This is a genomic window from Kribbella sp. NBC_01484, from assembly GCF_036227145.1.
Taxonomy (GTDB): domain Bacteria; phylum Actinomycetota; class Actinomycetes; order Propionibacteriales; family Kribbellaceae; genus Kribbella.
This window is the reverse complement of sequence record NZ_CP109437.1, coordinates 5,751,371-5,765,742: the sequence shown is the minus strand read 5'-3', so window position 1 is coordinate 5,765,742 and position 14,372 is coordinate 5,751,371. Positions and strand designations below refer to the sequence as shown.

Below are 14,372 nucleotides of genomic sequence, written 5' to 3'. Positions count from 1 at the left end.
GGATAGCGAGGTGGGGACCCGGGAGAGGTCCTGGGCGCACCCAACCAACTGGGTGCAGTAAGCGGGTGAGGGTTACTCGGTTTTGGGGCGTACGGCGAACATGATCATGAGCACGATCGAGGGGATGATCAGGACCCAGGTGGAGCTGATTCCCAGGAGGACCGGGGCCAGGCAGACCAGCAGCAGGTCGAAGCCGCGCATCGGTTGGGAGAACAGTCCCGGCGGGATGGCGCCCATGGGCGAGGCGACCAGAGGTCCCGAGTACGACGGGGGCCGGGCAGAGGCCTGACGTACGGCGCCGGCGAGCATGCCGGCCGCAACCGCGAAAGTGGCCGGCCCATTCCCGATCGCCGGCGACGCCAGCAGCGACCACAGCGCCGCGAAGCCGGCCGGGACCACCGCCATGATGACGCGGAGATCGCGCAGGTCCATCCCCAGCGCGCGCACCAACCCGGTCGACCGGCACACCGACCGCAGCCCGTCCATCAACGGCCGTACGGCGACAAACCCGGCAAACCCCGCAGCGACAGGCACGAGTACGTCGAAGCCCGCGCCGGAAACCGCATACGGTACGACGAGCAGCGCGAAGCCGATCACGAGTCGCCGCGGCCACCTGAGGATCCGCAAGAACTCCCGATGTATCAGAGCCGACCCTCGCGACCCACGGCCGCGCCGCGAATGCACCCGCCCCTTCAACCGCCAGTGCCGACCGGACACCACGTCGGCCAGCATGCTGATATCCAGACTGCTCGCCGCTCCGGCGAGACCGGCCAGCAACTCCCCGCCCGCGATCACACTCGTTCGACTGAGCTTGTCGAGCGTCTGCGAGGTGACGACGACGAGCGCCACACACAGCACCAGCGCGACCGCACAGATCACCAGCAGCCAGGTCTGAGGCGAGCCGAGCAACAGCGCCGGCCCGGACGACGTCCAGTCGCCGCTGATCGGGGGAGAGCTGGAGCCGGTGAAGCTCGAAACGACGACGAGGTTCTCGAAGGTGTCCTGTTGGGAGCGAGGTTGCAGCGCGAGCGCCACCGCCGGAACCACCGCAGCAATCAGCAGAAGATCCGCGATCCGCAGCGCCCAGCGCGACCGCTGGGCTGTCTGCTGCGCCCAGACCGTCACCGTCCCGATGCAGACGAGCAGGGCCGCCATCAACGCCGACACCTCGGTCACGTCGGCGAACCTCGATCCTAGCAGCGCCCAGATGATCGCCGAGGCAACGAAACCGACCACCGCCACCACGCCCATCACCAGCCGGTACGTCGGCCGCAACAAGGACGCCCGATTCACCGGAGTGGCAAGCAGCCAGAAGCCGGTCGCCTGCGACGCGGAGACGGGACCCACGCTCAGCAGCACCCGGAGCGTGGTTGCCAGGAGCAACGGCACCACGATCCACGGCGTCCAGTGCGACAACTCACCACAGGTGAACGACCGGCAGCTGGCGGCGTTGGAGTTGAGGTGGTGAACCACGTTGCCGCCGGTCGCGCCGAGCATGGCCAGGGTGAAGATGACCAGGTAGGCGTCCTCGAACACCTGCCAGAACGACCGGTCCGCGTGCCGCCGCCGGGTGGTGCGCATCCATTGGCGCAGTGCGCGGGACGTCGGGATCGCCCCGAAGTCGTTCGGGTCGAAGACGACCGGGCCTTCTGCTGAGCTCATGGCAGCGGGGTGAGGGTGACGACGGAGTCGGCGACGGCCTCCACCAGGGCCGGGTCGTGGCTGGCGAACAGGATCGAGGTGCCGGACTTCTTCTCCTCGATCAGGCGGTCCGACAGCCACTGGACGCCGTTGGTGTCGAGGCGCGCCTCGGGCTCGTCGAGGACCATCAGCTTCCGGGGGCGGACCAGCGCCGTCGCCAGGGCGAGGCGGCGGCGCTGACCGGAGGACAACGAGCCGGGCAGTTGGTCGGCGGCGGGGAGCAGGCCGATGTCGTCGAGGAGCGTGTCGACCAGGTCTTCCGGCTCCGGGTTGCCGTGCGCGCGGGCGAGCAGGTCCAGGTGTTCGGCCGCGGTCAGGTCCGGGAAGAAGTCCAGGTCGTCGAGCAGTGTGGCGACATCACGCCGTACCGTCTCGGCTCGCTCGTCGATCGGCAGGCCGTCGAGCAGGATCTTGCCGGCCGCGGGCTCGGCCGAGCCGACGATGCACTTGAGCACGGTCGTCTTGCCCGCGCCGTTCGGACCGACCAGCGCGATCGCCTGGCCCGCGGACAGGGTGAACGTGAGTCCCTCGATCACCGGCCGGTCGCCGTACTTGTGCTGCAGATCCGTCACTGCCAGTCGCGCCGCGGCCCTACTCCCCGCCTTGCTCACTTCTTGCGGACCAGGGTGAGTCCGTCGCCGATGCCGAGCATGACCACGTCGACCCGGTCGTCCTTGGCGATGTGCGCGTTGAACTCCTTGCGGTCCGCCGGGCCGTCCGCGTCGGCCACCCGGCCACCGGCCAGCGTGTTGTCGAACAGCAGCAACCCGTTCGCCCGGACCCGCGGCAGCACGGCCTCGAAGTACTGGATGTACCAGTCCTTGTCGGCGTCCACGAAGGCCAGGTCGAACTCGCCGTCCAGCTTGGTGACCGACTCGTGCGCGTCACCGATGCGCAGGTCGATCTTGTCCGCCACGCCGGCCCGCTCCCAGTACTTACGGCCGATCGACGTCCAGTCCTCGTCCACGTCCAGGCAGATCAGCTCGCCGTCCGCCGGCAGACCGCGCGAGATGGCCAGCGCGGAGAAGCCGGTGAAGGTCCCGATCTCGACCGCCCGGCGGGCCGAGATCAGCCGCGTCAGCGTGGTCAGGAGCGCGGCCTGGTCGGGCGTGGTCAGCATCCGCGCGGGGCCGCCGAGCGCCTCGGTCTCGGCCACCAGCTCGGTCGCGATCTCGTCCAGCGGCATCCCGTGCGCGACCATGTAGTCGTGCAGTTCCTCGGTCACAGGTACCTGATGGCCCATGAATTCCGCCCTCCATGTATTAGATCGGTCGCCTGTAGTCTCTATGGGTTGTCCGCACGTCGCACACCCACCCCACCTGAGGGAGCACCCCGTATGCGCATCGCCGTCGCCGGATCGATCGCGACCGACATCCTGATGACGTTCCCGGGCCGGTTCAAGGACCAGTTCCTCGAGGAACAGATGCACAAGGTCTCCCTGTCGTTCCTGGTCGACGAGCTGGTCGTCCACCGCGGCGGCGTCGCGGCGAACATCTGCTACGGGATGGCCCAGCTCGGGCAGCCGTCGCTGCTGGTCGGTTCGGTCGGTGCCGACTTCGCCGGGTACGGCGCGGCGCTGACGACCGCCGGCGTGGACGTGTCGCACGTGCGCGTCTGTGAGAACGTACACACCGCCCGGTTCACCTGTACTACGGACCTCGACGCGAACCAGATCGCCTCGTTCTACACCGGCGCGATGGCGCAGGCGCGGGAGCTCGACCTGGGCGCGATCCACGCGAAGTCCGGCGGGATCGACCTGGTGCTGATCGGTGCGGACGACCCCGACGGCATGCTCAAGCACACCGAACTGGCCAAGCAGCACGGCATCGCGGTGGCGGCGGACCCGTCGCAGCAGATGGCGCGGATGGACGGCGCCGATATCCGCCGGCTCATCGACGGGGCGGCGTACCTGTTCAGCAACGAGTACGAAGCCGGCCTGATGGTGCAGAAGACCGGCTGGAGCCACGGCGAGATCCTGGAGCGCGTGGGCGTCCGGGTCACCACCCACGGCGGCGACGGCGTCGTGATCGAGGACACCAGCGGGATCCTGGCCAAGGTTCCGGCCGTCCCGGCGCCGGGTCTCGTGGACCCGACCGGCGGCGGCGACGCCTTCCGGGCCGGCTACCTGACCGGCCGCGCGGCCGGCCTCGACCACGAGGCGTCCGCCCACCTCGGCTGCACGCTGGCGACCACGGTCCTGGAGACGGTCGGCACCCAGGAGTACACGCTCGACCACCCCACCTTCCTGGACCGCCTGACCGCCACCTACGGCTCCCCCGCCGCCGCAACCGCCGCCGGAGCGCTTACGAAGTAAGCCGAGCGAGCCCACCCGTCTGGGCGAGCAGGGCAAATCGGTCCGGGCAGCCCCAGTGCTCGACGATGCGACCGTCGACGACGCGCGCCAGCTCGAAGATGGCGATGTCGATCGGCGCGTTGCTGGGCGGCCCGAAGAATCCGCCCGTCGCGGTGCCGCGTGCTCGTCCGCGCGCCCAGACCAGATCGCCGACGACGACCGAGTCCTCCAGCGTGTAGACGATGTCCGGCATCATCGAGTGCACGTCCCGGATCGCCGCCTTCACCTGCTCACGTGCTTGCTCACCGGTCCCCGACAGCCCGAACTGATGCTCCACCAGGTCCGGCGCGCACACCTCGTCCACGATGCCGTCGTCCCCGGTCGCGAACCCCTCGTGCAGGATCCGCTCCAGCACCGCGAGCGGCCCAGCGTTCGTCGTACCGGCCAGCGCCTCGGAAGTAGCCATGTCCATCCCCCTCAGATAGTGCATTAGCAGTGCACTCGATGCAGTGTCACTGCACTGAACACAGTGATAGTGTGCCCACATGCCCGAGGCTGTCAAGTCCTATCGCCAGGTCCAGGCCGAGGAGACCCGGATCCGGATCGCGCAGGCCGGCCGCCGGCTCTTCGCCGCGCAGGGGTACGGCGCGACCAGCATCGACGCGATCGCGAAGGACGCCGGCGTGGCCACCCGGACCGTCTACTCGGCCTTCGGCACCAAGCGGGAGATCCTGTCGCTGATCTGCGACCTGTGGTTGACCGAGGCCGGGGCGGTCGAGCGGGCGCAGCAGGTGCTGGCGATCGAGGACCCGGTCGAGCGGCTGCACGGCGCCGCGGCCTGGCTGACGAACCTGTACTCGGCGGGCTTCGACGTCGTGCTGATCTTCGAGGCCGCCACCGACGAAAGCGCCGAGACCAAGGCGTTGCTGCGCTCCAAGCTCCAAGGCCGCAACGAGGTGATGGACGCGATCATCGCGTCACTCGAGACCGAACTACGCATCCCACTGAAGCAGGCGCAGGCCGTCTACCGCGCGCTGGCCGCGCCCGGTGTCTACCAGGAACTGGTCGACGAGTCGGGCTGGACGCCGGCGGAGTTCGAGCAGTTCGTCGCCGACTCGCTCCAGCGTCAGCTGCTTTGAGACCCTGCCCACAGGCCCCGCACGTGGCCGATGTGGCGGCGCATCAACTGCTCGGCGCCGTCGCCGTCGCGCGCCTCGACCAGGTCCATCAGCTCGTGGTGCTCGGCCGCCGACTGTCCCAGCCGCCCGCTCTCGACCAGCGGCGTGAGCCCGAGCAGCCGCGTCTGCGACCGCAGGTCCGACACCAGGTCGACCAGCCTCTGGTTGCCGGAGTACGTGAGCAGCGTGACGTGGAAGACCCGATCCGCCTCGATGTACGCGATCAGGTCACCCGCCTCCGCCGCCACCACGATGTCCTCCGCCAGCGCACGCAGCCGCGGGAAGTCCGCGGCGGGAATCGCCGGTACGACGACCCGGATCGTCGGCGGCTCGACCAGCTGCCGCAGCGAGGCCAGGTCGTCCAGGTCCGCGTCGGACACCTCGGTGACCCGGAAGCCCTTGTTCCGCAGCGAGATCACCAGGCCCTCGCGGACCAGGTCGAGCATCGCCTCCCGCACCGGCGTCGCGGACACCCCGAACCGCGCGCCCAGCATCGGCGCGGAGTACACCTGCCCCGGCTCCAGTTCGCCGGAGATCACCGCCGCCCGCAGCGCGTTGGCCACGCTGTCGCGCAGGTTCTCCCGCTGCTTCAGCCGCCGCACGCTCGGCAGCGGCCCGGTCGAGCCGTCTACGGCGCGATGAGCCGCCGAAATCCCCTGAACCATCCGTTCACCTCCCTGGTCACCGCTCGCCGCCCATTGTGATGCACTCCACCCCTCAACTCGCGGGTACGCCACCCCCGACGGCTCGCACCAGCTCGGTCAGCCGGGCGAACACCCGCTCCACGCCGAGCCCGTCGTGCTCGTACTCGTTCGTCACCCACGCCTGGAGGTTGCCGACCCGGCTCGCGGTGTCCAGCTGCAGCCCGGAGTCGACGTACATGTCGTCGTAGTAGACCGCGGCGGCCACCGGTACGTCGTTCGCCGCGAGCCGCTCGAGGTCGTACAGCTCCGACCACCGCGGCCGGCCGGCCAGCACCTCGACGGCACCCTGGAACGGCCGCAGTCCCCGGATCTCGTCGAACATCCAGGGGTACATCATCTCGCCGGTGAACAGCAGCGGCCGCGCCTCCTCGGCGAACTCCGGCCGCAGTTTCCGCTCCGCCTCGGCCGCCCAGCCCGTGGCGCCCTCGCCGGATCCGTAGATGCTCTCCTGCAGCGCCGCGAACAACGGGTTCGAGCTGTACGACGACAACGCCATCGCCTGACCGAGGAACGTGTCCGACAACGAATCCCCGTCGAAGGCCTCGTCGAGCAGCCAGTGGATCCGCTCGTACCCGGGCTTCATCCCGAAGTCGATCCCGAGCGACTGGAACCGCCGTACCGTCAGCCGATCACCATCCGGCAGCCGTACGTCGGAATCCGCCAGCCGGTCCGCGATCCGGCCGACCCGCTCCACGTTGTGGGGATAGCGCTGGTAGAACTCACGGTTCTTCGCCGCCACCCGCGGATACGTCCGCCGATACACCTCGGCCGCTGACGGATCGATCGAGGCCAACCCGCCGGTCACGTAGCAGGCCGTCAGTCCGTCCGGAGCCTTCGACAAATAGGTGAGCGTGAGGAACCCGCCGTAGCTCTGGCCCAGCGTCGACCACTTGCGGCCGCCGAAGACCGTCGTACGGAGGTGCTCGGCATCGGCGACGATCGAGTCCGCCCGGAAGCAGGCAAGGTAGTCAGCACCTTCCTCGGCGGACATCGCGGCCATCCGCTGCCCGGAGGCCGGCGTACTGCGACCTGTCCCCCGCTGGTCGAGCAGGATCACGCGGTAGTTCTTCAGCGCCTGGTCGATCCATCCCGTCCGCCCCGGCGGCCGCGGTGCCTTCCCGCCCGGACCGCCCTGCAGGAAGAGCAGACACGGCAGGTCCTCGTCCTTGCGCACCGGGTCGACGAGTTCCCGGGCGAAGACCGTGATCGTCTCTGCGGGATTGGACCAGTCCAGCGGCACCTCGACGGTGTGCTCCCGCACATGCATTCCAGGAATCGTGTAGCTGGTCATGAAGCCTCCTTCGCCCGGCGCCGGGCATCCCACTCCGGATTGATCCGCGGCACTGCCGCCAGCAGCGCCTTCGTGTAATCGTCCTGGGGATCCCCGAACACCTGGTCGCGTGACCCCAGCTCCACGATTCTGCCCTGGTTCATCACCGCGACCCGCTGCGAGATCTGCCGGACCACGGCCAGGTCGTGCGCGATGAAGATGTAGCTGAACCCGCTCTCCCGCTGCAATCGCATCAACAGCTCCAGCACCTGCGCCTGGATCGACACGTCGAGCGCGGACACCGCCTCGTCGCAGATCACCAGCTTCGGGTTCACCGCGAGGGCCCGGGCGATGCCGATCCGCTGCGCCTGCCCACCGGAGAACTGCGCCGGATACCGCTGGCAGTGGTCCGGGTTCAGCCCGACCCGTGCCATCAGCTCCTGCGCGAACGCCCGCCGCCCACCGGCCGGCGTGATCCCCTGATAGGTCAGGGGCGCGGTGACGATCCGCTCGACCGTGTACCGCGGGTTCAGCGACGAGAACGGATCCTGGAACACCACCTGCACGTTGTTCCGGAACGACGCCAACTCGTTCCCGGTCGCCCGGGTCACGTCCTGCCCGTCGAACTCGACCGACCCGCTCGTCGGCTCCAGCAACCGCGCGGCGATCCGCGCAGTGGTCGACTTCCCGCTGCCCGACTCCCCCACGATCGCCAGCGTCTCACCCAGCTCCACCTCGAAGCTGACGTCGTCGACCGCGGTGAACGTGGACTTCCGGGCCATCGCGCCTTCGCCGCGGGTGACGAACTGCTTCGTCACCCCACGCACCTTCAGCAACGTCACGACGCCACCACCTCGTCATCGATTCGCGGTACGGCGTCCAGCAGCGTGCGCGTGTACTCGTGCCGAGGATCCGAGAACACCTGCTCGGCCGTGCCGTACTCGACCGGCTCACCCGCGCACATCACCAGCACCCGTTGAGCGATCGAGCTGATCACCGCCAGGTCATGCGTGATGAAGACCATCCCGGTCCCGGTGGTCGACTGCAGCTCAGCCATCAGCTCCAGGATCTGCGCCTGGACGGTGACATCGAGCGCGGTCGTCGGCTCGTCCGCGATCAGCAGGGCCGGCGAGCAGCACAGCGCCATCGCGATCATGACTCGTTGCCGCTGGCCACCGGAGAACTGATGCGGATAGTGGTCGAGCCGCCGGCCCGGATCGGGGATCCCGACCTGGTCCAGCGCGTCGATCGCCACCTGCCGGGCCGCGCGCCGCGACCCACCACGGTGTGCCCGGTACATCTCCTCGATCTGTAAACCCACGGTGTAGTAGGGATTCAGCGACGACAACGGATCCTGGAACACCATCGAGATCGCGTTCCCGCGCACCGACTGCAGCTCCCGCTCCGACCGCCCGAGCAACTCGGAGCCATCCAGCCGGATGCTCCCTTTCGTTTCCGCACCGCGTGGCAGCAGCCCGAGTACGGCGAGAGCCGTCATCGACTTGCCCGACCCGGACTCGCCGACGATCCCGAGCGTGTCGTCCCGGCCGACGGTGAACGACACGTTCTTCACCACATCCACCGGCCCACGACTGGTCGGCAATGTGACGGTCAGGTCTTCCACCACGAACAACTCGTCCGTCATGCCGATGTCACCCTCACTCGTGGATCCAGCGCGGTGTAGACAAGGTCCACCACGACGTTGCCGATGACAACGAAGAATGCGGCTAGCAAGGTGACCGCCATGATCACCGGCTGGTCGTTCTTCGCGATCGAGTCGGCGGCCATCTTGCCGATCCCGTTCAGCCCGAACACGGTCTCGGTGATCAGCGCGCCGCCGAGCAGGCCGGCGAAGTCCATCCCGAAGATCGTGGTGATCGGGGTCAACGCCGGTCGCAGTGCGTGCCGGCGCAGGATCAGCGGGCGACTCAGTCCCTTGGCCCGCGCGGTCCGGAAGTAGTTCTCCGACAACGTGTCGATCACGTTGCTCCGGGTCAACCGCGCGTACAGACAGGCGTAGCCGACGGCCAGCACGGTCCACGGCATCAGGTACGACTCGAACCACAGCACGGGGTCGTCCGCGAACGCCGGCGCCGACGGGAACGGCAACACCTGCAGCTTCACGACCAGGACGTACTGCAGCACGAGCGCGAGGACGTAGTTCGGCACGCTCACGCCACCGAGGGCAAGTGCCATCGCCGTACGGTCCCACCACGTTCCTTGCTTGATCGCGCTGACCAGACCGCCGATCACACCGGCGAGCAGCCACAGTACGGCGGCGCCGACCGCAACCGTCACGCTGACCGGAAGCCGGGTGGTGATCATGCTCCACACCGACTCGTTGGTCTGGAAGCTGTACCCCAGACACGGCGCCGGGCAGTGCACCGAGCCGTAGTCGCGCCCGGCGAAGATGCCCCGGAGGAACTCCCAGAACTGGGTGAAGATCGGCTGGTTCAGCCCCAGCACGTCACGGATCGAGTTGATCCGGTCCGGCGTACAGGTCTTGCCGCAGATCATCACCGCGGGATCCGGCGACAGCTTGAAGAAGATCAGATAGGTGAACAGGCAAACGGCCAGCAAGATCACGACGACCCCACCAAGCCGACCGAGCACATAGCGCGTCACGCTGCCTCCCCCTGGTCGATCACCGAGCGGATCTTGTCGCCCAGGACTGTCAGGGACAGCACGGTGAGGAACAGGAAGGCGCCCGGGATCGCGAAGAACATCGGGTCCACCGAGTACCAACTGACCGAGCTTGCGATCATCTGGCCCCAGGACGCGGTCGGCGGCGAAACGCCGACGCCGAGGAACGACAGCCCGGCCTCGGTACCGATGTAGCCCGGGATCGCCAGCGTCGTCATCACGATGATCGAGCCCCGCAGGTTCGGCAGGATCTCCCGGAACACGACCTGCACGTCCTTCGCCCCGGACGCCCGCGCCGCCTCGACGAACTCCCGGTTCGCCAGCGTCATCGTCTGACCGCGGATCACCCGGGCCAGGTACGGCCAGCCGAACGCGCTGATCACCACGACCAGCAGGACCGGGCGATTGCCGGCCGGCAGCGAGGACAGGATCGCGATCATGAAGATCAGCGCCGGGAACGCCATCAGGAAGTCCATCAACCGCGAGATCACCTGGTCGACCCAGCCGCGGTAGAACCCGGCCAGCATGCCGAGGACGACACCGAGGATCCCGGTCAGCAGCGTCGCCGACAGCGAGATCGTGATCGACACCCGCGCGCCGTACACGATCCGGGCGAACAGGTCGCGGCCGTTCTGCGGCTCGACGCCGAACCAGTGCTCCCGGCTGATCCCGCCGAGCGCGCCGTTCGGTACGCCGCCCAGCGCGGAGTTGATCGCCGCCGAGTCGAACTCGTACGGCCCCCAGCCGCTGAGCTTGGTGATCAGCGGCGCGGCCACCGCCATCAGGACCACGATCGCCAGGAACATCACGCACAGTACGGCGCCCTTGTCCCGGGCCAGCATGGTGAGGATCCGCCGGGTCGAGGTCGGGGGACCGCCGGCCGCGACCGGGGTCCCCACCACTTCCTCGACCAGTGCTGTGCTAGTCCCCCCGATGGTCGTCGTCATCGGCTACTTCCCGGCGTCCGCGAGGCCGACCGAGACCAGGTCGATCCCACCGGAGAACCCGTCGTGCAGGTACGCGCCGGCGATGTTGCTGCCGACCAGCATCAGCACCTTCTCGTACAGCAGTGGGACGACCGGCGCGAGTTCCATGATCTGCTTGTCGAGGTCGCCGTACGCCGCGTTCGCCGCGGTGACGTCGGTCAGCTTGGCGATCTCGTCGATCTTCGCGTTCACGCCCGGGTCGTTCAGCTGGGCCAGGTTCGAGTTGCCCTTGGTGGTGATGTTGCGGCCGTCGAACAGCGGCGGCAGGAAGGTCGCACCGGAGGGCCAGTCCGGGCACCAGCCGGTGATCGCGGCGTCGTGCTGCTGCGACGTCGTCCCGATCACCTCGTAGTACGTCGCGGTGTCGATGGTGTTGATCTTCACGGTGATCTTCAGCGGCTCCAGCGCCTGCTGGATCGCGACCGCCATCGCCTGCATCTTCGGTTGCGCCCGGGTGTCGAGGGTCATCGTGAAGCCGCCTGCCAGACCGGCCTCGGTGAGCAGCTTGCGGGCCGCCTCGACGTCACCCTTGTGGTCCGGGCTCGGGTACGGGTCGTAGTCCACCCGGCCGGCCACCGTCGGCGGCTGGATGCTGGTCCCGATGTCGGCGAGCGCCGACCCGCCGTCCGCGTCCCGCACGGTCTGCTTGTTCACCGCGAGGTTGATCGCCTGCCGGACCTTGACGTCGTTCAGCGGCTTCTTCGTCGTGTTCAGGCCCATGTAGGTCGTACAGCCGCCGAGGCCGGTCATCGTGCGCTGCTTGAGCTGCGGGGTCTGGATCCGGGCCACGGAGGCGGCCTGGACCGTGCCCGCGATCGCGTCGGCATCGGCGCCCTGGCCGGCGATCATCCGCTCGTCGATGGTCGCGCCGTCGAGCCCGAACGTCCATTGGAACGCGTCCGGGTTCGCCGTCCGGACCTCGTCGCTCTTCTTGTCCCACTTGTCGTTGCGGACCAGCTTGAGCGAAGCGCCGGGCTTGTACTCGGACACCTTGTACGGGCCGGACGAGATCGGTTTGCTGTCCAGCTGGTTGCCAGCGCCCTGGCCCTTCGGCACCGGGGTGAAGGTGTTCTGCGCGACGACGCTGCCGAAGTCGGCGTACGGCTTCTTCAGGTGGAACACAATCGTCTTCGCATCCGGCGTGGCGATTGTCGACAGGTCACCCGATTTGTACGGGCCCTGGTACGACGCCGGCGCCTCGATCAACTGCTTCGCGTACGGCGAGCCGATGCCGATCTCGGGATCCCAGGCCCGGGACACGCCCCACTTCACGTCCGCGCTCGTGATCGGCGCACCGGTCTCGAAGAACAGGCCGTCCTTCAGCGTGAACGTCCAGGTCTTCCCGCCGTCGGACGGCTTGCCGGTGTCGGTCGCCAGGTCGGGGACGATCTTGGTGCCCTCGGCACCCGGCGCGGCGCCCTGCGTCGTGAGCGTCCGGTAGATCAGCCGGTAGAAGTTGTTGACACCGCCGTCGAAGCCGCGGGCCGGATCGAGGTGGGAGTAAGCCGCGTTCTGGAGCACCTGCAGCGTGCCGCCCTGTGCCGCCTTGCCGCCGGGTCCGCCCGACTCGCCCTTGGCCCCGGTCGTGCCGCCGCCGCAGGCGCTCAGCGCCAGCGCACCGGACGCCACGAGCCCCACCAGCATGGTCGTTCTCTTCATTTGCCTACTTTCAGTTCGCGGCGCGCAGCCATACACGCATGGCCAGGGCCTGACGGTTCCCCCAGAGGAAGTACGGGACGAAAGTCGCCGGTACCTCGCTGATGGCGGTCTGGGTCTGTTGATCTGTGATCACCGGATACAGCTCTGCTGCCGGCGTCGGTGCGACACCCGCGGTCAGCTCGAGCACGACGCCGTCGTCCTGCCGGCGCGCTGTCGCCGCCGCAACTGCCGTTGGCGCCAGCAACAGGTCGTCCACGGACGCGTCGACATCCTGTTGCTCAACGCAATAGACAAGCGGGCCCCGAGCAACAGCAATGGCATCGCGAGTCGCGTCCAGATACGGATGCGATCCGTGCGCCCGCGGACGCATCGGCAGGTGCAGCCGAACGATGTCGCCGGCAACAAACCGCCGCCGCACCACAACCCACCCGTCGGTCGCCACGACCGGACCCTCCACCCCACCGGGTGCGGTGAGCTTGGCGTCGGCGGCCCACGACGGCATCCGCAAGGCGATCGCGCGCTCGTCCTCCGGCGCGTGGTTGACGGTGATCGTCACCTCCCCGTCCCACGGGTAGTCGGTGGTGACGGTCACGGCTAGGTCGGCGGTGGTGATGCGGGCGTCGGCGTACAGGCCGACGTAGAGGGTGTCGTCGCGGACGGCGGCGACGTGGTCCTGGAGTTCGGACATCCAGCGGATGATGTTCGGCGGGCAGCACGGGCAGCCGAACCACGGACGGCGCAGCGGATCGCCACCGGCCTCGGCGCCCGAGCGTTGCTCGTGATCCGGCCGCCGCTGCAACGGATTGTCGTAGAAGAACGCCGTTCCATCGGCCGAAAGCCCAACAGCATAAGCGTTGTAGAGCACCGTCTCGAACACATCGACGTACGACGATTTGCCGGTGGCAAGGAACATCCGCCACGCCCACTGCATCACCGCGATCGCCGCACACGTCTCGGCGTACGCGCGCTCGGACGGCAACTCGTACCGGTCGCCGATCGCCTCGTCCGAGTGTCGACTTCCCAGTCCACCGGTGAGGTAGAGCTTCGTCGCGACCATGTCGTCCCACAGCCGCTCCAACGCCTTCAGCAGCGTCGGATCGCCGGTCTCCAGGTGCACGTCCGCGGCCCCGGCCGCGAGATACGCCATCCGTACGGCGTGCCCGGTGACGGACGGCAGCTCCCGGAACGGCGCGTTGTCCTGGAAGTACTCGGCCGGGAAGATCGTGTGCTTCAGCTTCCCCTGCCCACGGCGATCGACGAACAGCCGTGCCTGCGTCAGATAGTCCGCATTCCCGGTTTCTCGATAAAGCTCGACCAGCGCCATCTCCACCTCGGGATGCCCGTCGACGACCTCCTCGCCGTCCACCCCGAACTTCCGGACGACGAGATCCGCGAAGCGGCAGGCGATTGTCAACAATCGACTGTCGTCCAGCCGGCGGTTCGCCGCGACGGCAGCCTGGATCAGGTGGCCGAGGTTGTAGAGCTCATGCCCCCAGCCGAGGTCCGACCACGGCTGTTTGGGCTGATCCGGGTCCTGGAAGTACGAGTTCAGGTAGCCGTCCCCGGCCTGCGCCTGCTCGAGCAGTCCGACGACCTCGTCGAAGAACTCCCGTGCCCTGGCCGGCGCATCCTCCCGGCCGACCTCGTACGCGAGCCCTTCGAGCGTCTTGTACAGATCCGTGTCGAGGAACGGGTACCGCCCGCGGTACGGCCCGACCGAAGGATCCGCCAGCCGGCGCAGGTTCTCCAGGTTGCCGGCCTTCGGCAGTTCGCCGATCGAGTGCGGGATCGTCGCCACCCGATTGCGCTGCTGCCAGGCACGCAACAGCCCTCCGGTCAGCTCCACCTCCCCCACCGGAACCACCGCTCCGACGCTCGTCCGCACCGCTCCACTCATCCGTGCACTCCAGTACCGTGTGACATTGCACTGACCCTAAG

14 protein-coding genes are annotated in these 14,372 nt (G+C 68.3%); 2 read left to right on the top strand and 12 right to left on the bottom strand.

The window, feature by feature from the left end; translation table 11 throughout:
• Positions 1-72: 72 nt before the first annotated feature.
• The 3 genes from OG555_RS28285 to OG555_RS28275 are packed head-to-tail and all read right to left on the bottom strand — an operon-like array spanning position 73 to position 2,926.
• Positions 73-1,662, bottom strand: coding sequence for a DUF6297 family protein (locus OG555_RS28285; protein ID WP_329475580.1), 1,590 nt, complete (start codon positions 1,660-1,662; stop codon positions 73-75).
• Positions 1,659-2,312, bottom strand: coding sequence for an ABC transporter ATP-binding protein (locus OG555_RS28280; RefSeq protein WP_405065666.1), 654 nt, complete (start codon positions 2,310-2,312; stop codon positions 1,659-1,661). Before OG555_RS28280 ends, OG555_RS28285 begins: the two co-directional genes overlap by 4 nt.
• Complete coding sequence (locus OG555_RS28275; protein ID WP_329475578.1) at positions 2,309-2,926, bottom strand: O-methyltransferase; 618 nt, start codon at positions 2,924-2,926, stop codon at positions 2,309-2,311. Before OG555_RS28275 ends, OG555_RS28280 begins: the two co-directional genes overlap by 4 nt.
• A gap of 111 nt (positions 2,927-3,037) precedes the next feature.
• On the opposite strand from OG555_RS28275, the gene OG555_RS28270 reads away from it, so the two are divergent.
• Positions 3,038-4,015, top strand: a complete 978-nt coding sequence (locus OG555_RS28270; protein ID WP_329475577.1) for a carbohydrate kinase family protein — start codon at positions 3,038-3,040, stop codon at positions 4,013-4,015.
• On the opposite strand, the gene OG555_RS28265 is transcribed toward OG555_RS28270, so the two are convergent.
• On the bottom strand, positions 4,005-4,460 hold the full coding sequence (locus OG555_RS28265; protein ID WP_329475576.1) for an ester cyclase: 456 nt from the start codon (positions 4,458-4,460) through the stop codon (positions 4,005-4,007). The genes OG555_RS28270 and OG555_RS28265 overlap by 11 nt on opposite strands.
• A gap of 79 nt (positions 4,461-4,539) precedes the next feature.
• Between OG555_RS28265 and OG555_RS28260 the strand changes: the two genes are divergently transcribed.
• Positions 4,540-5,133, top strand: coding sequence for a TetR/AcrR family transcriptional regulator (locus OG555_RS28260; RefSeq protein ID WP_329475575.1), 594 nt, complete (start codon positions 4,540-4,542; stop codon positions 5,131-5,133).
• On the opposite strand, the gene OG555_RS28255 is transcribed toward OG555_RS28260, so the two are convergent.
• From OG555_RS28255 to OG555_RS28220, 8 genes are read right to left on the bottom strand one after another with little or no spacing between them, the layout of a single operon-like run.
• Positions 5,121-5,837, bottom strand: a complete 717-nt coding sequence (locus OG555_RS28255; protein ID WP_329475574.1) for a GntR family transcriptional regulator — start codon at positions 5,835-5,837, stop codon at positions 5,121-5,123. The two genes, OG555_RS28260 and OG555_RS28255, sit on opposite strands and share 13 nt — an antisense overlap.
• A 52-nt stretch (positions 5,838-5,889) precedes the next feature.
• The gene (locus OG555_RS28250) at positions 5,890-7,167 is read right to left on the bottom strand and encodes an alpha/beta fold hydrolase (RefSeq protein WP_329475573.1); all 1,278 of its coding nucleotides are present in this window, start codon (positions 7,165-7,167) and stop codon (positions 5,890-5,892) included.
• Positions 7,164-7,988: an ATP-binding cassette domain-containing protein gene (locus tag OG555_RS28245; RefSeq protein WP_329475572.1), complete on the bottom strand. Its 825-nt coding sequence runs from the start codon at positions 7,986-7,988 to the stop codon at positions 7,164-7,166. Before OG555_RS28245 ends, OG555_RS28250 begins: the two co-directional genes overlap by 4 nt.
• Positions 7,985-8,791 (bottom strand): ABC transporter ATP-binding protein, encoded by an 807-nt coding sequence (locus OG555_RS28240; protein ID WP_329475571.1) that lies wholly within the window; start codon positions 8,789-8,791, stop codon positions 7,985-7,987. Before OG555_RS28240 ends, OG555_RS28245 begins: the two co-directional genes overlap by 4 nt.
• Positions 8,788-9,771 (bottom strand): ABC transporter permease, encoded by a 984-nt coding sequence (locus OG555_RS28235; protein WP_329475570.1) that lies wholly within the window; start codon positions 9,769-9,771, stop codon positions 8,788-8,790. The genes OG555_RS28240 and OG555_RS28235 overlap by 4 nt, the downstream gene beginning before the upstream one ends.
• Positions 9,768-10,736 carry an ABC transporter permease gene (locus tag OG555_RS28230; RefSeq protein ID WP_329475569.1) on the bottom strand — a complete coding sequence of 323 codons (969 nt, stop codon included), beginning with the start codon at positions 10,734-10,736 and terminating at the stop codon, positions 9,768-9,770. The genes OG555_RS28235 and OG555_RS28230 overlap by 4 nt, the downstream gene beginning before the upstream one ends.
• Before the next feature lie 3 nt (positions 10,737-10,739).
• The gene (locus OG555_RS28225; RefSeq protein ID WP_329475568.1) at positions 10,740-12,434 is read right to left on the bottom strand and encodes an ABC transporter substrate-binding protein; all 1,695 of its coding nucleotides are present in this window, start codon (positions 12,432-12,434) and stop codon (positions 10,740-10,742) included.
• A gap of 10 nt (positions 12,435-12,444) precedes the next feature.
• Positions 12,445-14,331, bottom strand: coding sequence for a glycoside hydrolase family 127 protein (locus tag OG555_RS28220; RefSeq protein WP_329475567.1), 1,887 nt, complete (start codon positions 14,329-14,331; stop codon positions 12,445-12,447).
• Positions 14,332-14,372 lie beyond the last annotated feature (41 nt).